Raw genomic sequence first — 19,123 nt, forward strand, 5'->3', positions numbered from 1 at the left:
TTTTATACGGGAGGTTGACATGAATTTTGAATTGACAGAGCAACAGAAGCAGATTCAATCCGCCGCACGCCATTTTGTGGACGAGCTACTGATTCCGTTGGAACCTGATTTATTGCGTAACGAGCGTGAGGGAAGACCCGGAATCGAACTTAGACAGATTAGAGAGCTTCAACAAAAGGCGAAAACACAGGGCCTATGGGGTATTGAGACACCAGAAGAGTATGGGGGAGCAAATCTTGGGACGGTCACTAGTGCACTCCTGAAAATGGAGCTAGGACGCACATGTATTCCGTTTGTCTTCGGGGGGGAAGCGGACAATATTCTGTACCTTTGCAACAGCAAGGCACAACAGAACAAGTATTTGCTTCCCGTTATTGCGGGCGAGAGACAGTCCTGTTTTGCAATAACGGAGCGTTTGGCAGGTTCCGATGCAAGTCGAATTCAGATGAGGGCTGAGCGTGTGGCGGATGGCTGGGTACTCAATGGAGAGAAAGTATTTATCACAAACGGGAACGAGGCGGATTTTGCAATTGTTTTTGCAGTGACTGATGTCCAGGCAGAGCCGGGCAAAGGGATCACTTGCTTTCTGGTGGACCGGGACATGGGGTGGACGTCAGAGCCGATTCCTACGATGGGTGGGGATAAAAGTCCTTCTGTACTTACGTTTAACCAAGTGTTCGTGCCAAACGGAAATGTGCTCGGTGAAGAGGGGCAGGGATTAACAACAGCGATGCAGTGGATCAGTCGAGGGCGTTGGGTGATTCCGGCTATTGCTGTGGGTGCATCTGGCAGGCTGATCCATATGGCCATTGATTACGTTAAAGAAAGGTCGACATTTGGAGAGCAGTTGGCAAGTCGGCAGAGCATCCAATGGATGATTGCCGACTCTGCGGTTGAGCTGGAGGCTCTGAAATGGCTGGTATTATATACTGCTTGGAGGGTGGATCAGGGGCTGGATGCAAGACATCATGCAACGATGTCCAAGTTGTACGGTGCAGGTAGAGCAAACGATATTGTGGATCGGGTCCTTCAGATTTTTGGTGGAATCGGATATTCGAAGGACTTGCCGATCGAGCGTTGGTATCGGGAAATGCGAGTATGGAGAATCTTCGAGGGCACAGACGAGATTCAACGCATGATTATTTCCCGCAATCTGCTTAAGGGTCATGTCCGAATTGGAGAGTGGGATTAACGGGCCGTGTAACGAACGGATCCTTCATAGGCTAGCAAGTTAGAAGGAACACCCGCTCGATGTTCAATATAGACTGTGATACTGCATGCCAGATGGGAGAGGTTATCCGTGTTGATGACACTCACGAGGACACGGACGACGTCCCCTTCCATCACGGGTGAGCGAAATCGGTATTTTATATCGCATAGAATCCAGTTATCCAACCCCAGCATTTGTAGTCGGTTTCCAATCATGCCACCGATAAGCATACCTTGTGCAATTCGGCGAGGTGCACCTGCTTCATGTGCTTTGAGAACATCCAGATGAATTGGGTTGTTATCGTTCGATGCGGCTGCATAGGCGATGAGCATAGCACTGGTTATGGTTCCAAGACAAGCGTCGAACAGGAGTTCACCAGATGAGAGACGGTGTTTCCCATCCCATTGATAATAAATCTCCGAGGGATATTGCGGATACACAGGCTCGAGTTCGGAGTACGAAGGCTGCAACGCTGGAGAGTCTAGAAGTATTAATGTGGTGTTAGCAACGAGTACGGGTTGTTTCATGACGTTCGTAACCTTCATTGTACAATCAAGGAGCTGGATCTTCCCCAAAGATCCAGTTGTTTCGCGTACGTTTGCAAGTTCAATCCTGTAAAATAAAGCTGCATCATACTTCAATTTACGTTCGTATGTAAACGATTGTTGGCCATGGATCATAATTTTCCCAGGAAGCTCCATCCAGGGTAAGTGTGTCTGTTGCCACCATATCATCGGAAAGGTGAGAGGAATGGATCTTGCGTCGGGACGAAATTCTTCTGGAAAGCCTTGTGTGAACTGGACAATCTGATCTGTGGTAATAACCATTTTCTTGGGAGGAGTAGGTACTCCGATCCACGATTGGTAATCCATAACTTGCATCTCTCCTTTGACTGACCATGTCTTGTATTATATCGAAGGCAGTTAGAATCATAAATGTTTTATCACATAAATTACTTTTTCGAAAATAAAGGTACACAAAAGATACATAATGAACTAAAATGAACTTATATGAACATTATCAAACTCAATCCCAACTAATTTAAATGACGAAAGGAATGGATTAATAATGGAAAATCGTTATGCTGCACATCCCAATGAAGTGAAAACGTATGATACATCTCGCCTGCGTGAGGAATTTTTGATGGAGCAACTGTTTGCAACTGATGAATTGGTAACGGTGTATTCTCATGTGGATCGTTATATTGTGGGAACGGCTGTACCTGAGAGCAAGGACATTACCCTTGAAGTGAACCTGAAAGATATCGGAACGAGCTTTTTCCTGGAGCGTCGTGAAATCGGTATCATTAATGTAGGTGGCCATGGAACAGTAACGGCGGATGGACAAGGCTATGAGATTGGAGCGAAGGAATGTCTCTACATCGGTAGAGGTGTGAAGGAAGTTGTGTTCACAAGCAGTGACAAGGCTCAACCTGCCCAATTCTATTTTGTATCCACACCGGCTCATCACACCTATCCAACGGTAAAAGCAACACAAGAACAAGCTCAGCCAAATCATCTGGGCAGCATCGAAACTTCCAATGAGCGTACGATCTATCGTTACATTCACCAAGGAGAAGGCGGAATTCAGAGTTGTCAGTTGGTGATGGGCATTACCGAACTCAACAAGGGTAACATGTGGAACACGATGCCTGCACATACCCATAACCGCCGTTCCGAAGTATACTTGTACTGGAACTTGCCTGAAGACGGTGTTGTATTCCACATGATGGGGGAGCCGAACGAGACGCGCCATCTAGTTGTACGTGATCGCCAGGCGATCATTTCCCCAAGCTGGTCCATTCACAGTGGTGTGGGTACAAGCAATTACACCTTCTGTTGGGCGATGGCTGGTGAGAACCAGACGTTCGAAGATATGGACGGCGTAGCGATGAAAGACCTGAAATAATAAATTACAGATGTCTGAGTTAAATTGACAGGGTAGACACTAGAACGGAGGGTACAGAAAGGACCAGAAGAAGCGAAGCGTGCGCCTTTATCACCAGATTTCTCCCTTTAAATAAGGGATCAAAGGAAATATGGGGATAAGAGTGATCGGAAGGTTTTCTGTACCCGAAGTGTAAGTGCGAAACTACCATTTAACTCAGGTAATATAGGAAGTTGATTATGATGAATCCATTGAAAAGACATGAAAAAATTATGGAGGCTCTGCTGGAACGCCAGGAAGTAACCGTCAGTGATCTGAGTGAGTTGTTGCAGGTGACGGGTAAGACTGTGCGAGAGGATCTCGACAAGTTGGAGAGTATGGGACTGCTCGTACGTGTCCATGGTGGTGCTATGCTGGCTCAGAATGACCAGTATGGCATCTTGAATAGCCGCGGAGTTACCGAGAAGCATCATTCGGAGAAGACGGAGATTGCTGAACGTGCCCTTGCTTACATTCGACCTGGAGATATCGTTGCTCTCGATGGTGGCAGCACTACGCTGGAGATGGCCAAACGTCTCGATAATCAACCGCTGACGGTGGTGACCAATGACCTGTTCATTATTGCGGAGTTGACCAAAAAGGAGCAAGTGCGACTGGTTGTGCCTGGCGGGGCTCGTGTACGGAATATGCTGGTTGGGGATGATACGGCTGCGTTTATATCCAGTCTTAACATTCATAAAGCCTTTATATCCACCACAGCCCTTCATCCGGAATTTGGATTATCCATATACACGGGAGATCTGGTTCCTTTGAAAAAAGCAATGATATCTGCCTCGCAGCAAGTATACGGCGTTGTGGATCATTATAAATTCGGACAATTTGCACTGCGAACTTTCGCCCAGTGTTCGGAACTGGACTACATTATCAGCGATAGTCGTTTGGATGAAGAGACGGTTGCTTTATACGAGCAGAGCGGTGTCACAGTGGATTATCAAAGTTAACCTCATTCATTATTCATGGGATTAAAGAACGGACGGATCTAAGGATTGCATATCAAAACCATGCGGAGGAATCATTCATGAACCCATTTGATTTAAGCGGACAAGTTGCACTGGTGACAGGTACCTCGGGAGGACTTGGACAAGGGATGGCCATTGGTTTGGCAGAAGCAGGTGCTGATGTGGTGCTGGTCTCTTATTCCAAACCTGCGGAAACGGCAAGTGCCATTGAAGCACTCGGACGCAAAGCTTATGTGATTCAAGCGGATTTAAGTCGTGAAGATGAGTTGTCGGCTGTGTTCGAACAGGCGCTTGCGTTCCAGGGCAGAGTTGACATTCTCGTCAACAATGCCGGAATCATTCGTCGCACACCTGCGGCTGATCATGCAGTGCAGGACTGGCATGATGTAATTGGTCTGAACCTGAACACTGTATTTTTCCTAAGCCAATTGGCAGGCAGACATATGATTGAACGCGGAAGTGGCAAAATCATTAATATTGCATCCATGTTGTCCTATCAAGGTGGGATCAACGTGCCAGGATATACAGCCAGTAAACATGGCGTTGCCGGTTTAACCAAAGCACTCGCCAATGAATGGGCAGGGAAGGGAATCCAGATTAACGGTATCGCACCTGGTTATATGGAAACCGATAATACTACCCAGATCCGTGCGGACGAGAATCGTTACCGGGATATTACAGCCCGTATTCCTGCGGGGCGCTGGGGAACACCTGAAGATCTGAAAGGCCCGGTTGTCTTTCTGGCATCTGCCGCTTCGGATTATCTGAATGGTCATGTGCTGAATGTCGATGGCGGCTGGATGGCACGTTAATCACTTGATCATCGGATTAGCATAAGGAGGCAGTGAGATGAAACTTGGTATTCTGGCACATACATTTGGCAAACAGCCTACAGCACAGCTTGCGCAGACGATTGCGGATAACGGATTTAATTCCGTACAGCTGGCGCTGGCCAAAGCATTATCAGATGTGGACTCATCGAATGGGAAGCTGAGCCCGGGGCTAGCGAATGAGATTGGAGATCAATTTGCACAGCGCGGGGTGAAGATTGCGGTACTGGGCTGTTATATTAATCCGATTGACCCTGATCCGGTAACAAGGCGTACGGACATTGATCGATTCAAGGAGCATCTGCGTTATGCGCGGGATTTTGGCTGCAGTATGGTTGCAACGGAAACCGGAGAACGGACCACCTATCAGGGTACGCACCCGGATGGATATGAAGAGAAGGCGTGGAGTGTGCTGAAAGAAACGGTTGAGGAGTTGGCTGAGGAAGCGGAGAAGTGGGGCGTGCATGCGGCGATTGAGCCTGTGTCCACACATACTCTTCATACCCATGAACATATGACGAGATTGTTTGAAGAGATTCCTTCATCCAATCTGGGGATGCTGTTCGACCCGTGTAATCTGATCAAGCAACCACATGCTGCAGATCAAGGGGCTTTCTTGCGCGAGGTGATGGAATCGCTGTATCAGCGCATGATTGTGATCCATGCCAAGGACGTAGCCTTCGATGCACAGGGAGAGAAATTCAATCCGGTACCTGGGGCAGGTATACTGGATTACCCGTTATTTTTTGAATTGCTAAAAACGTATAAGCCACATATCGATATCTCACTTGAAGGCGTAACTGCGGAGGAAGCTGGACCTGCGGCCAAACATTTGCGTGAAGTATGGAGTGCAGTTCGGGTCTAACCAAACCCGGGATGAGGTATTGCATACCGAAGCCAAAGTAGCTGAAAAACCTTTGCGAGTGCAAAGGTTTTTTTTGGTATAGAAATCGATAATGTACATATTTAATTTTTCTTATCGGAACAATCGGAAATAAGTCTTTTCAAATGCGACATCTTGTGAGAGAATATGGAAAACATACGCCACCATGCGAAGACATCAAGAACTTAAAGAACGTATATATCAAGGGAGGATTCAGATTTATGTCAAACGAACGTGAGCTTTCATTTGAAACATTGGCAATTCATGCAGGCCAGGAGATTGATCCAACCACCAACGCACGAGCTGTACCCTTGTATCAGACAACATCCTATGGATTCAAGGATACCGAGCATGCAGCTAACCTGTTTGGCTTGAAAGAGTTTGGCAACATCTATACCCGTCTGATGAATCCAACAACCGACGTGTTTGAGCAACGGATTGCGGCGTTGGAAGGCGGAGCTGGGGCGCTGGCTACAGCTTCTGGTCAGGCAGCCATTACGTTTTCACTTCTGAATATTGCTGGTGCAGGCGATGAGATCGTGTCTTCGGCGAGTTTGTATGGAGGTACATACAATCTGTTCTCGACGACTTTGCCGAAATTGGGTATAGACGTGAAATTTGTGGATTCCAGTGATCCTGAGAATTTCCGGGCAGCGATTACAGAGAAAACGAAAGCATTGTATGCCGAAACGATCGGTAATCCGAAGGGGAATGTACTGGATATTGAAGCGGTGGCAGCCATCGCTCATGAACATGGAATTCCTTTGATCGTGGATAATACGTTCCCAAGTCCGTACCTGCTTCGTCCAATCGAACATGGCGCAGATATTGTTGTTCACTCTGCAACGAAATTCATTGGGGGTCATGGTACATCCATTGGTGGCGTAATCGTGGATAGCGGAAAATTTGATTGGAAAGCAAGTGGCAAGTTCCCTGGATTGACGGAGCCGGACTCCAGTTATAACGGTGTAGTATATACGGAAGCGGTTGGACCGATTGCTTATATTATCAAAGCTCGTGTACAACTTCTGCGTGACTTGGGTGCAACGATCTCTCCATTCAACTCATGGTTGCTGATTCAAGGACTGGAGACATTACATCTGCGTGTAGAGCGTCATAGTAGCAATGCCCTTGCGGTTGCGGAATTCCTTGAGAAACATGAGGATGTGTCTTGGGTAAGTTATGCAGGTCTGCCGAGCCATGGTTCTTATGAGCTTGCACAAAAGTATCTGCCAAGAGGGCAGGGTGCGATTCTGACCTTTGGAATCAAAGGTGGTGCGGACGCAGGTCGCAAATTGATTGAAAGTGTTAAACTGTTCTCTCACCTTGCAAACGTGGGCGATTCCAAGTCACTGATTATTCACCCGGCAAGTACAACTCACGCGCAGTTGACCGAAGATGAACAAACTGCAGCAGGGGTTAATCCGGAGTTGATTCGTCTGTCTGTGGGTACGGAGAACATTCAAGACATTATCTATGATCTGGAGCAAGCCATCAAAGCAAGTCAGGGAGCAAGTGTAAGCGCGTAAATGGCATGGGGTGAATGTGCGAACAATCACTTAAGCGATAGGTCATAAGCAGGTCTCACGAATATCAATAGATGGTTAAAGCCGTTGTCCTCCGGGACAGCGGCTTTTTATCTTTTTGAACACGCATGTATGACTATCCATCGAAAAAAGCCCATTTACAAATGTGGATCACAGGCATATACTGATTAAAAGTTGTATTGAGTAAAAACAATTGCATAAGCGCAAAAATGATTATCATTCTCATTCGAGATTATGTCAAAATCATTCACAAAACCATGCTGCTGCGGGATTCCCGCAGCAGCATGTGTCATTTTTAGGGCATTAACAATGGCTCTCATTCTCAATACAACTTCATTTTTGGGAGCGGAATTTAGCAGACTCGTCATCCGCAAACCTACCATTCGAAAGGAACGTGATTCATATGCAAGCGATACATCAACCACTACACAGACAGAAACAAGCGGAACAGCGCTTATCCCAAACACCAGGCCCAAACCGGGGACGTAAGCCTGATTTTCGAGCCATGTTGCAGAATAAAGAGATGCAATCTGCATTGGGCAGCGGGCTGTTGATGCTGATTGCCTGGGGAACTGCACCGTATTTTGGTACCTTATCCATCATGCTCTACATTGTGGCCTATGCCGTTGGCGGTTGGACCAAAGCGAAGGAAGGTATCGAGACACTGGTCAAGGAACGTGATCTGGATGTAAACCTGCTGATGATTGCCGCATCCCTCGGGGCAGCAGCCATTGGTTACTGGAATGAAGGCGCGATGCTAATCTTTATTTTTGCACTCAGTGGTGCGTTGGAAAATTATGCGACAGAGCGCAGCCATAAGGATATCTCATCGTTGCTCGCGCTGAAGCCGGAGACTGCACTGCGTATTGAGGACGGACAGATGAACCTCGTGGCTATTGATGATCTGGAACCTGGTGATCTGCTGTTGGTCAAACCGGGAGAACTCATCCCAGCAGATGGTGTCGTGTACCGGGGGAGTTCTTTTATCAATCAGTCGTCCATCACTGGAGAATCCCTGCCTGTGGACAAAGTTGCGGGGGATGAAGTCTATGCAGGTACGGTAAACGGTGAGGGTGCCTTATACGTAGAGGTTACAAAATCGGCTGAAGGGTCACTATTCGGCAAAATCATTAAAATGGTGGAAGAAGCGCAGGCAGAAGTGCCGGATTCCCAGCGTTTTATGGAGCGGTTTGAAGGAATTTACGCACGCATTGTTGTAGGGGTGACTTTACTTGTGATTGCAGGAACTCCACTACTGCTTGGCTGGACATGGAATGAGGCATTTTATAAAGCGATGGTATTTCTAGTTGTTGCTTCGCCTTGTGCATTGGTGTCTTCCATCATGCCTGTTATGCTGTCCGCGATGTCCAGCAGCGCCCGCCGTGGCATTCTCTTTAAGGGTGGTGCCCATATGGAGAATATGGCTCGCACGCGGGTCGTGGCTTTTGACAAAACAGGTACATTGACCATGGGCACCCCGCAAGTCACCGATATTATTACGGCTGAACATGTAGATCATACCCAGCTGTTAGCTGCAGTAGCGGCGATTGAGAACCTGTCCATGCATCCTTTAGCTCGTGCCATCGTAGATCAGGCGAACAAGGAAAACATTACACTTCAGGAAGCAGAGCACGTACAGGCTCTAACAGGCTGGGGCATCGAAGGAACGGTAACCGATGTGGTCTGGAGCATTGGCAAAACAAATGTAATGGAATCGTTGCAGTCAGAGGAGATGAAAGACAGCAACGTTGATGATCCAGATGAACATGGTGCTAACCATGTGAAGGGTTCTTCTGAGTGGGGTGATGTATGCTCCCGTCTTGAGGGGGAGGGGAAAACCGTATCCGCTGTTATGGCTGATGGTGAATTGGTCGGGCTGATCGCGATGCGGGACACGGTACGGCCACAGGCAGCAGCTGCAGTGAAAAAGCTTGAAGCGATGGGTGTAAAAGTTGCGATGTTAACAGGTGATCGAGCCCGATCAGCTTCTGTAATTGCGCGTGAAACTGGAGTAAGCATGGTCTATGCAGACTTGCTGCCTGGAGATAAGGTGAAGCAGGTCCAAGCACTCCGCAAACAGTATGGTCCTGTGCTGATGGTAGGGGATGGTGTAAATGATGCACCGGCACTTGCAGCAGCTACTGTGGGTATGGGGATGGGATTGTCCGGCAGCGGAACTGCACTGGAGGTGGCTGATGCGGTACTCATGAACGATAACATTGAAGAGATTGCTTGGGTGATTGGGCAGGCCCGGCGAGCTCAGCGTACGGTGAAACAGAATATGTGTTTTGCCATCACCGTTATTCTGGCCTTAATTGCGGGTAACTTCCTCCAAGACGTCGCATTGCCTCTGGGTGTGGTAGGTCATGAAGGCAGTACAATTCTGGTTATTCTAAATGGGCTTAGACTGCTACGGTAATCAGATTTGAAGAGGAAAATGAGTAATTGGTTTCGCTGGTAGTATGCGGCTGGTGGAACAGCTTACGTTTGAACCTTGGGTCAGCGGGTAATGATTCGAAGAGACGATTCGATACTAAGGGAGCTGTGAAATATGGGACGTTATGTACAAGTGGAACCAAATGTAAAAGTATATGTTGAAGATATTGGCGAAGGAACCCCGGTTGTCTTTTTGCACGGCTGGCCTGTTAATTATAAAATGTTTGAATACCAATTGAACGTACTGCCGAACCATGGCATTCGTGCCATTGCGATAGATTTTAGAGGATATGGCTTATCGGATAAGCCTTCCACAGGATATGATTATGATCGCATGGCAGACGATGTTCGTGCCGTTATTGATGATCTGGAGCTGAAAGACGCCGTACTCGCAGGATTCTCCATGGGTGGAGCGATCGCAGTACATTACATGGCTCGCCATAAAGGATATGGTGTCTCCAAGCTGGCCTTGTTATCTGCGGCAGCACCTGTGTTCACACAGCGTGAAGGTTATCCGTATGGATTGACTCCAGAGCAGCTGAACGAGCAGATCATTGAGCCGATCTTTGCAGATCGTCCGAAGTTGCTGGAGACGTTTGGCGGCATGTTCTTCGCGAAGAAACACAGTCAGCCATTCATGGATTGGTTCCACGCCCTCGGCATGGAAGCTTCATCTTATGGTACCATTCGCAGTGCAATTGCGTTGCGGGATGAGGACTTGCGAGGTGACCTGAGTTCCATTCAAGTGCCAACAGCCATTTTGCACGGGAAAAAAGATGAGATCTGTCCGTTTGAGTTCGCCGAGCAGATGCACCAAGGCATCGCTTCGTCTCAGCTGATTGCCTTTGAAGAGAGTGGTCATGGTGCATTCTATGATGAATTGGAAAAATTCAATTCGGAACTGATTCGTTTCATCCAATCCTGATCAGGAGAGGGCATAATACCTCTGACAGACGATCCCAGTAATTTCATGGAATCTTCATTTGTGGCTAAACAAAGAACCCGGTCGACAGTCTTGGACTGTTCGCCGGGTTCTTTAGTCTTCAATTAAAACAGTTCGGTCAGACCAATCATCGTGATGAGCCCGAGCAAAAAGGACATCGTCGCCACACGTGCATTGCCATCGCCGTGACTTTCGGGAATAAGTTCCTTATAAACAATGAACATCATCGCACCGGCTGCAAAGGCCAGACCATAAGGCACAAGACCAGCTACGAGACTGCTCAAGGTGTAACCAATCATAGCTGTTATAATCTCTACCGCTCCGGTCAGGGTGGCAATACCCAGCGCTTTGAAGCGGCCAATGTTCTGGTTTACTAGGAAAAGGGCCACCAGAAATCCTTCCGGCGCATTCTGCAATCCAATGGAAAAGGCAATGAGATTGCCAAGGTTCTCATCCGAGCTTGCATAGCTGACTCCAACGGATAACCCTTCCGGCAGGTTATGCATGGTGATGGCTGCAATAATCATGAAGGCTTTGGTTTCAATTTTAAAAGGCATTTTCTCGGGATTCTCCAGATCGACGTGTGGAATCTTCATCTCCAGCACCAGTAGAACCAGGCTACCAAGCATAATACCAAATGCAAGTACAAAGAGATTCGATTGGCCAAGCGCTTCCGGAATGAGATTATACACCGAGGCCGAGGTCATAATACCTGCGGCGTATGCCAGCAAGATATCACGCAGACGGTGTGATATTTTGCGCATAAATAGAATCGGTACGGCCCCTAGGCCGGTAGACATGGCTGATATAAAACTGCCAATGAGTGCATCGTTCATGCTTCCATTTTCCCTCCTGATGAAGACTTCTTCATAATCGCTGCCGAGCATTGACACCGTACATAAAAGAGATCATAATGAACAACAGATTAGAATGATTATAAATTAGAATTCCGTTTCTGCATAGGGCCATTGTCATATCACAGGCAGGACTTGTGGACATGATGTGGGCTTTTCGTTCTAGTGTATGCAAAAGCCTAAGCTTTTGATGCCGGAGGGTCTAACCTTTTTGCAGAACCCGGGGGAGGAACTATACATGTATAAATCAATTATTATTGGAACAGGCCCTGCAGGGCTGACAGCAGCAATCTATCTGGCACGTGCCAACTTGAACCCACTCGTTATTGAAGGACCACAACCTGGTGGTCAACTGACAACAACGACTGAAGTGGAGAACTTCCCAGGTTTCCCTGATGGAATTATGGGTCCTGAACTGATGGATAACATGCGTAAACAAGCTGAGCGCTTCGGTGCTGAATTCCGTACAGGCTGGGTTAACAACATCGACATGAGCGAGCGTCCATTCAAGATTCAAGTTGAAGGTATGGGTGAACTCGTATCGGAAACATTGATCCTGTCCACAGGCGCAACTGCTAAATACCTGGGTATCCCTGGCGAAGAAACGAATGTAGGCCGCGGTGTCAGCACATGTGCAACATGTGATGGATTCTTCTTCCGTAACAAAGAAATCATCGTTATCGGCGGTGGCGACTCTGCTCTTGAGGAAGCAAGCTTCTTGTCCCGTTTCGGTTCCAAAGTAACACTGGTACACCGTCGTGAAGAACTGCGTGGCTCCAAAATCATGCAGGATCGTGCACGCAGCAACGAAAAAGTAGAAATGGCTTTGAACCGTACACCACTCGAAGTACTTGCTGGCGACAACGGCGTAACCGGATTGAAAGTGTTAAACAACGAAACAGGTGAAGAAGAAGTGATTCCAGCAAGCGGCGTATTCGTAGCTATTGGTCACACTCCAAACACTGGTTTCCTTGGCGGACAGATCACTACGGACGAACATGGATATATCCTGACTACACCAGGTACATCCGAGACAAACATCCCAGGCGTATTTGCATGTGGTGACGTTCAGGATACACGTTACAAACAAGCGATTACAGCTGCAGGTAGCGGATGTATGGCTGCCATGGACACAGAGAAATACATTGAGAGCTTGGAGCACAGCGCAGTTGTTCTGTAATAGAATGAGCTGATTCCAACCAAACGATAGATTAATAAAAAACATATGAGGTGAATTAAACATGGAAAACGTAATTTTATATACATCTACCAACTGCCCGAACTGCAAATCCGTAAAAACGTTCCTGGCTGACAAAGGTATCTCTTATGAAGAGCGCAACATCGAAACTAGCGATGAATTTGCACAACAAGTATGGGACATGGGTGTACGTGCCGTGCCATTGACTGTCATTGGTGAACACCGCATTCTGGGTATGAACAAAACTCAATTTGCCAAAGCATTGGACGCTTAAATCAGGCTGATTATCTGAATCATCATGTGTTGAAAGAAATTTTCGATTCATATGCAATTCCGGTTTTCGCGAGCCGTTAGGATATAGAAAGAACCGTACCCGGAAGGGTACGGTTTTTTGTGCAAACGCGGAATATGATCTAGAAAAAAATACTCATGAAAGTCTGAAATACAACATACACCAGCAATCCTGACAGCATGTACATGAAACCAGCCTTCTTTTTGCTCTGGAACAATCGGAGTATGCCAAGGCTGAACAGGGGCGCAAGCACAATCAGGAACAGGAGGACGGTGACAAACATTTGCGCCGAGATATCTGAAGTATCCACGTAGGTCACGCTTTTTTTCACTCCGTTTCGTTATCGGAATTAACACAGCTTGATTCACACAGCCATGACAAAAATCACATAACCCCATTATACATCTGGATTTCTTTAACAAAAAGGGAGGAAATGGGGCGAAATGATGTCAATTTTCATCTGTTATTAGACAGACACCCTAATTTTACCTAAAAACTGGGATATCGCAGAGTAAGCGGCACCAACGCGGGTGGAACGGCTGCCCAGAGCTGCCCATTCAATCTGCAAACTGCGGCGGTGATAAGGTAATGTACGTTCCTCCACAACTTGTTTTAACGCTGTTTCAATCCAGGGACCTGCTTCAGAGAGCGGACCGCCAATGATAATACGTTCCGGGTTGAAACTGTTAACGATATTGGTAATGCCAATCCCCAGTTTGCGTCCAATCGTGTTGTATAATTCTTGAACAGCATCGTGGCCTTGCTCCGCATGATGAATAAGCTCTCGTGTGGTATGAGCAGGTAATTTTAGCTGGTGATCCGGGTGCTCGTAGGCTTTTTCCGATGCGTACAACTCCCAGCAACCACGATTACCACAGGAGCAGGGCAGACCTTCCGCTTCAATGGACATATGGCCTGTTTCTCCTGCGTAGCCCCACGCGCCTTTGTATAATTCACCATCTACCATGATGCCTGAACCAATCCCCATGCCTGCACTGATGTAGATCATGTGACGTACACCGATACCTGCCCCAAAATTCAACTCTCCATGGGCACCAGCATTGGCTTCATTATCGATCGTTACAGGCAGTTGAAATTCTTCTTCAAGCATCGAGCGCAGAGCTACCTTCTCCCACCCCAAGTTGGGTGCAAACAGGACCGTTCCTGCCTCATCCACCATGCCGGGCACCCCGATGCCAATCCCAATGACTCCATGAGGGGAAGCAGGAGCTGCTTCAATGAGCTGTTTTGCTGCCAATTTCAATTGCTCCAGTACAGAGGACACGTCATGATGTTCCAAGGTCACTGCGTACTCTGTAATGATGTGTCCTTCCAGATCTGTAAGCACGCCTTTCAAATGGGTCACACTGAGTTCCAGACCGACTGCATAGCCTGATGTCCCTCGAAACAGCAGCATGAGTGGTTTACGTCCGCCGCTGGATTCCCCAGGGCCAATCTCCTGCACCAGGTCATCACTGATCAGATCAGCAACCAGGTTGGATACCGTTGCTTTGTTCAGCCCCGTAACCTCGGACACTCGTGCGCGAGAAAGAGGGGCATGGCGCCGGATCGTATCCAGAACGATCGACTTGTTTATTTTTTTGACCAGCATCTGGTCTCCGGTAATTTTCATATGGTTAAGGCACTCCTATTCTTCTGATAAAAGGGTTCTGACCCACATCCGAAACAAGTTATTCGACTATTATAGCGTAAACAACCATGTAAAAAACAATTTTATTTTACTTTGTTTAACCAATAGACAAAGTAAATTCGATGTGATAGGATAACGGTGTAAACGATTTCTTAAAACTATTGAGGAGGCATTTTACACATGGCCTATTTTGAATCCGTTAATAAAATTGCATTTGAAGGTAAAGATTCCAAGAATCCTTTTGCTTTTAAACATTATAATCCGGAAGAAGTGGTAGCCGGCAAATCGATGGAAGAACATTTCCGTTTTGGCATGGCTTACTGGCATACATTAACTGCAGGCGGCAGTGACCCGTTTGGTGCGGAGACAGCTGTTCGTTCGTGGGATAAATACTCGGGTCTGGACCTCGCGAAAGTACGCGTGGAAGCGGCATTTGAATTTTTGGAAAAAATGAATCTCCCGTTCTTCTGTTTCCACGATGTGGACATTGCACCAGAAGGCAACAACCTGCGTGAGTTCTACAGCAACATTGATACGATTGTTGATCTGATTGAAGATCATATGAAATCCAGCGGCAAAAAACTGCTCTGGAACACGGCGAACATGTTCTCGAACCCACGCTTCATGTTTGGTGCGGCTTCTACTTGCAACGCAGACGTGTACGCTCACGCTGCAGCGCAGATCAAGAAAGGTCTGGAAGTTGGTAAACGTCTGGGCGCTGAAAACTATGTATTCTGGGGCGGTCGTGAAGGTTACGACACGTTGTTGAACACAGACATGCAACTGGAGCAAGACAACATTGCTCGCATGTTCCACATGGCTGTAGACTACGCGAAGGAAATTGGCTTTGATGCACAATTCCTGATCGAGCCTAAACCAAAAGAGCCAACGAAACACCAATATGATTATGATGCAGCAACTTCGATTGCTTTCTTGCAAAAATACGATTTGGACAAACACTTCAAACTCAACCTGGAAGCGAACCATGCTACACTGGCTGGTCATACATTTGATCACGAAATCCGCGTTGCTCGTACAAACGGTATGCTCGGTTCCCTCGATGCGAACCAAGGCGACATGTTGATCGGTTGGGATACGGACGAGTTCCCGGTTGATATGTACGATGCTACATTGACAATGTATGAAGTATTGAAAAACGGCGGTATCGGCCGTGGTGGTGTGAACTTTGACGCGAAAGTACGTCGTGGTTCCTTCGAAGCTGATGATCTGTTCCTGGCACACATCGCAGGTATGGACACGTATGCAAAAGGTCTGAAAGTAGCAGCGAAGTTGATTGAAGATCGCGTATTCGATGACTTCATCGAAAAACGTTACAGCAGCTTCAGCGAAGGTATCGGTGCAGATGTGGTTGCAGGTAAAGCAACACTGGCTTCCCTTGCTGAGTATGCACTCAACAACGAAAGCCCACGCAAAAACCAATCCGGACGTCAGGAATTGCTGAGAGCACAACTCAACCAGTACATCTTGGCTGACTAATAGCGGATTAGGCAGGGTTGGTGAACGTCGACCACCGATTGTTACTCAACTCATATGTGTTGATCATTAGTATCCAAGCTTGCCTATGCACAAGATTAGCTTGTACCATGGAACGCCTGAACAAGCATGACATTCGGACCGTCCCCGACTTTCCCTTGGGAAGACGGGGGCGGTTTTTTGATTAAAAAAATAACGCGGTTTTTAAATTTTTGATATAAATGTTTGTCTAAGATGGTACATGCAGAACGAAGTGAGCAGAAAGGACCCGAGGAAGCGGAGCGTGCGCATTTATCCCCGGATTTCTCCCTTGTCAAAGGGATTAAAGGAAATCCGGGGGTAACGGCGATCCAAGGGTTTTCTGATCACGAAGTGACCATATGAGCATCAAGGGTTTCATTTATACAGTCCTGTTACAAACGAGAGGAGTTAACCTATGAGTTACGTAATTGGCGTCGATCTGGGAACCAGCGCGGTCAAAACCGTGTTGGTCAATCGCGAAGGAAAAGTGGCATTTGAAGCATCCGAGGCATACCCGTTGTACCAGCCCAAGGCTGGATACAGTGAACAAAATCCCGAAGATTGGGTAGAGCAGACCATTGTTTCCTTGCGTAAATTGCTTGAAGTGTCTGGCGTGCAGCCTTCGGAAATCGAGGGATTGAGCTTCTCCGGTCAGATGCATGGACTGGTCTTGGTAGATGCTGAAGGTAAACCGCTGCGTAACGCAATCCTGTGGAACGATACACGCACAACGGCTCAGTGCCGTCGCATCGAAAAAGTGCTGGATGGCAAGCTGTTAAGCATTGCCCGGAACCGTGCACTTGAAGGATTCACCTTGCCGAAAATTCTGTGGGTTCAGGAGAACGAGCCTGAATTGTTACAGCAAGCATCCTTGTTCCTGTTGCCTAAAGACTATGTTCGTTATCGCCTGACCGGGGATTACGCTATGGATTATTCGGATGCAGCGGGAACTTTGCTACTGGACGTTGCAGGCAAACAGTGGAGCAACGAGATTGCAGAAGCTTTCGAGCTGCCAATCTCTCTTTGTCCACGTCTTGTGGAATCGTTTGAGGAAGTGGGCACGTTGCTGCCTGAGATTGCGGATCAAACGGGTCTAGCGGCTGCAACAAAAGTATACGCAGGTGGTGCGGATAATGCGTGTGGTGCCATTGGCGCAGGCATTCTGAGTGAAGGACAGACGATGTGCAGCATCGGAACGTCCGGGGTTGTGCTTTCCTACGAAGAGCGTAAAGATCTCGACTTCGAAGGCAAAGTACACTTTTTTAACCACGGAGAGAAAGATGCCTTCTATATTATGGGTGTAACGCTTGCGGCAGGATATAGCCTGTCCTGGTTCAAGGATACGTTTGCAGCGGATAAATCGTTTGATGTGCTCTTGCAGGGCATCGATCAGATCCCGGCGGGCAGCAACGGATTGTTGTTCACACCATATATCGTTGGGGAGCGTACACCTCATCCGGATGCGAATATCCGTGGCAGCTTCATCGGTATGGATGCAGGACACAAGCTGGAGCACTTTGGACGTGCGGTGATGGAGGGCATTACCTTCTCGCTGCGCGAGTCCATTGATATTCTGCGTGGTGCAGGCAAAACCGTCAATGAAGTCATCTCCATTGGTGGCGGCGCCAAGAACGAAGCTTGGTTGCAAATGCAGGCGGATGTCTTTAACGCCACGATTGTGAAGCTGGAGAGCGAACAGGGTCCTGCGATGGGTGCAGCAATGCTGGCTGCCTATGGTTGTGGCTGGTTCCCGTCATTGCAGGAATGTGCAACAGCGTTTATTCGTCCAGCGAAGTCCTATGAGCCAAACCCGGAAACGGTTGCCGTCTATGATGGACTGTTCGCATTGTACCAGGAAGTCTATGGACAGACACGTAGTCTCAATGATCATTTGGCTGAATACCGTTAATTCATTTATTTCACTACATTAATCTTGTGATTACATTTAAAAGCATCCGCGAACGCGGGTGCTTTTTTTGTCGTTCATCAAGATTAACCCCATGAAAGGTTTACTTGGCCTGCATATCCGCATTCCGGCTCTGCATAGATTGGAAATAGAGGATTGTGATTCGTCCAGGCATCGTGTGTCCGACATTTTAATAGGTAGAAGCTTGAGCATGGGGGTGAAGCTTTGGATGGACATGAGGAACATGGAAGACCACATATTACCTTGTCGATGATCGTTCGTAATGAAGAGAATCGGTATCTCAGGCAGGCACTGGAGAGACATCGTCCCTGGATTGATCGCGCAGTAATCATTGATGACGGAAGCACGGATGCAACGGTCGCGCTGTGCAGGGAACTTCTGGACGGTATTCCACTCGTATTAGTGGAGAACACAGCTTCACGTTTTGCAGACGAGGTAAGCCTGAGAAAACAACAATGGGAAGAGACGGTGGCGACCGATCCGGAGTGGATTTTGAATCTGGATGCGGATGAGATTCTAACCAGTGACTTTGGGTTGTTACGGGATCTGCTGCTCAGTGGCAATGAAGATGCGATCTATTTCAGATTGTTTGATATGTGGAGTGAGACGCATTACCGGGAAGATGAGTTCTGGCAGGCGCATGCCTACTATCGGCCATTTCTGATTCGTTATCACCCGGGGATGAACTATGAGTGGAAGGAGACACCCCAGCATTGTGGTCGTTTTCCGTTAACGATCCAGCATTGGTCCTATGGATGTCATGCTCCCCGGGTGAAGCACTATGGTTGGGCTCGGGAAGAAGACCGTATCCGCAAATATGAACGCTATCAAGCACTGGACCCTGAAGCAAGATACGGTTGGAAGGAACAGTACGAATCGATATTGGATCAAGAGCCACGACTGTTGGCATGGTTCGAATAAGGAGAGGGGG

The 19,123-nt window shown here is 47.6% G+C and carries 17 protein-coding genes; 13 read left to right on the top strand and 4 right to left on the bottom strand.

Translation table 11 applies throughout. The annotated features are described in order from the left end of the window. The first annotated feature begins 19 nt into the window (after positions 1 to 19). Entirely contained in the window at positions 20 to 1,192 is a 1,173-nt protein-coding gene (locus MHB71_RS29595; RefSeq protein ID WP_340028345.1) for an acyl-CoA dehydrogenase family protein, read from the top strand. On the opposite strand, the gene MHB71_RS29600 is transcribed toward MHB71_RS29595, so the two are convergent. Continuing rightward, the gene (locus MHB71_RS29600; protein ID WP_036668045.1) at positions 1,189 to 2,082 is read right to left on the bottom strand and encodes a MaoC/PaaZ C-terminal domain-containing protein; all 894 of its coding nucleotides are present in this window, start codon (positions 2,080 to 2,082) and stop codon (positions 1,189 to 1,191) included. The genes MHB71_RS29595 and MHB71_RS29600 overlap by 4 nt on opposite strands. A 196-nt stretch (positions 2,083 to 2,278) precedes the next feature. Here MHB71_RS29600 and kduI point away from each other — a divergent pair, with 196 nt between their 5' ends. The 7 genes from kduI (at position 2,279) to MHB71_RS29635 (ending at position 10,737) form a co-directional block, all read left to right on the top strand. After that, the gene (gene kduI / locus MHB71_RS29605) at positions 2,279 to 3,118 is read left to right on the top strand and encodes a 5-dehydro-4-deoxy-D-glucuronate isomerase (protein ID WP_340028346.1); all 840 of its coding nucleotides are present in this window, start codon (positions 2,279 to 2,281) and stop codon (positions 3,116 to 3,118) included. 221 nt (positions 3,119 to 3,339) lie between these two features. Beyond that, entirely contained in the window at positions 3,340 to 4,098 is a 759-nt protein-coding gene (locus tag MHB71_RS29610) for a DeoR/GlpR family DNA-binding transcription regulator (protein WP_340030240.1), read from the top strand. 77 nt (positions 4,099 to 4,175) lie between these two features. Then, entirely contained in the window at positions 4,176 to 4,928 is a 753-nt protein-coding gene (gene kduD, locus MHB71_RS29615; protein WP_340028347.1) for a 2-dehydro-3-deoxy-D-gluconate 5-dehydrogenase KduD, read from the top strand. 37 nt (positions 4,929 to 4,965) lie between these two features. Beyond that, positions 4,966 to 5,811 carry a sugar phosphate isomerase/epimerase gene (locus MHB71_RS29620; RefSeq protein ID WP_340028348.1) on the top strand — a complete coding sequence of 282 codons (846 nt, stop codon included), beginning with the start codon at positions 4,966 to 4,968 and terminating at the stop codon, positions 5,809 to 5,811. Between the two features lie 239 nt (positions 5,812 to 6,050). After that, a complete protein-coding gene (locus tag MHB71_RS29625) occupies positions 6,051 to 7,358 on the top strand; it encodes a homocysteine synthase (protein ID WP_340028349.1) in 1,308 nt (435 codons plus the stop codon). A 421-nt stretch (positions 7,359 to 7,779) separates the two neighbouring features. Continuing rightward, a complete protein-coding gene (locus MHB71_RS29630; protein WP_340028350.1) occupies positions 7,780 to 9,795 on the top strand; it encodes a heavy metal translocating P-type ATPase in 2,016 nt (671 codons plus the stop codon). A 132-nt stretch (positions 9,796 to 9,927) separates the two neighbouring features. Next, positions 9,928 to 10,737, top strand: coding sequence for an alpha/beta hydrolase (locus MHB71_RS29635; RefSeq protein ID WP_340028351.1), 810 nt, complete (start codon positions 9,928 to 9,930; stop codon positions 10,735 to 10,737). Positions 10,738 to 10,859: 122 nt separating this feature from the next. On the opposite strand, the gene MHB71_RS29640 is transcribed toward MHB71_RS29635, so the two are convergent. Then, positions 10,860 to 11,591, bottom strand: coding sequence for a ZIP family metal transporter (locus MHB71_RS29640; protein ID WP_036606933.1), 732 nt, complete (start codon positions 11,589 to 11,591; stop codon positions 10,860 to 10,862). A gap of 256 nt (positions 11,592 to 11,847) precedes the next feature. On the opposite strand from MHB71_RS29640, the gene trxB reads away from it, so the two are divergent. Continuing rightward, a complete protein-coding gene (trxB, locus tag MHB71_RS29645; protein ID WP_047841589.1) occupies positions 11,848 to 12,789 on the top strand; it encodes a thioredoxin-disulfide reductase in 942 nt (313 codons plus the stop codon). Positions 12,790 to 12,850: 61 nt separating this feature from the next. Further along, entirely contained in the window at positions 12,851 to 13,081 is a 231-nt protein-coding gene (locus MHB71_RS29650; RefSeq protein ID WP_036606936.1) for a glutaredoxin family protein, read from the top strand. Between the two features lie 139 nt (positions 13,082 to 13,220). On the opposite strand, the gene MHB71_RS29655 is transcribed toward MHB71_RS29650, so the two are convergent. Together MHB71_RS29655 and MHB71_RS29660 are read right to left on the bottom strand one after the other, a co-directional pair. Beyond that, complete coding sequence (locus MHB71_RS29655) at positions 13,221 to 13,418, bottom strand: hypothetical protein (RefSeq protein WP_017692236.1); 198 nt, start codon at positions 13,416 to 13,418, stop codon at positions 13,221 to 13,223. A 147-nt stretch (positions 13,419 to 13,565) separates the two neighbouring features. Beyond that, complete coding sequence (locus tag MHB71_RS29660; protein ID WP_338707032.1) at positions 13,566 to 14,732, bottom strand: ROK family protein; 1,167 nt, start codon at positions 14,730 to 14,732, stop codon at positions 13,566 to 13,568. A 198-nt stretch (positions 14,733 to 14,930) separates the two neighbouring features. Here MHB71_RS29660 and xylA point away from each other — a divergent pair, with 198 nt between their 5' ends. From xylA to MHB71_RS29675, 3 genes are all read left to right on the top strand, one after another. Continuing rightward, a complete protein-coding gene (gene xylA / locus MHB71_RS29665) occupies positions 14,931 to 16,247 on the top strand; it encodes a xylose isomerase (protein ID WP_338707031.1) in 1,317 nt (438 codons plus the stop codon). A gap of 433 nt (positions 16,248 to 16,680) precedes the next feature. Further along, the gene (gene xylB, locus MHB71_RS29670; RefSeq protein ID WP_340028352.1) at positions 16,681 to 18,174 is read left to right on the top strand and encodes a xylulokinase; all 1,494 of its coding nucleotides are present in this window, start codon (positions 16,681 to 16,683) and stop codon (positions 18,172 to 18,174) included. A gap of 222 nt (positions 18,175 to 18,396) precedes the next feature. After that, entirely contained in the window at positions 18,397 to 19,113 is a 717-nt protein-coding gene (locus MHB71_RS29675; RefSeq protein WP_235431516.1) for a glycosyltransferase family 2 protein, read from the top strand. Positions 19,114 to 19,123: the final 10 nt, after the last annotated feature.

It is taken from the genome of Paenibacillus sp. FSL H7-0940 (genome assembly GCF_037979415.1).
Classification (GTDB): domain Bacteria; phylum Bacillota; class Bacilli; order Paenibacillales; family Paenibacillaceae; genus Paenibacillus; species Paenibacillus amylolyticus.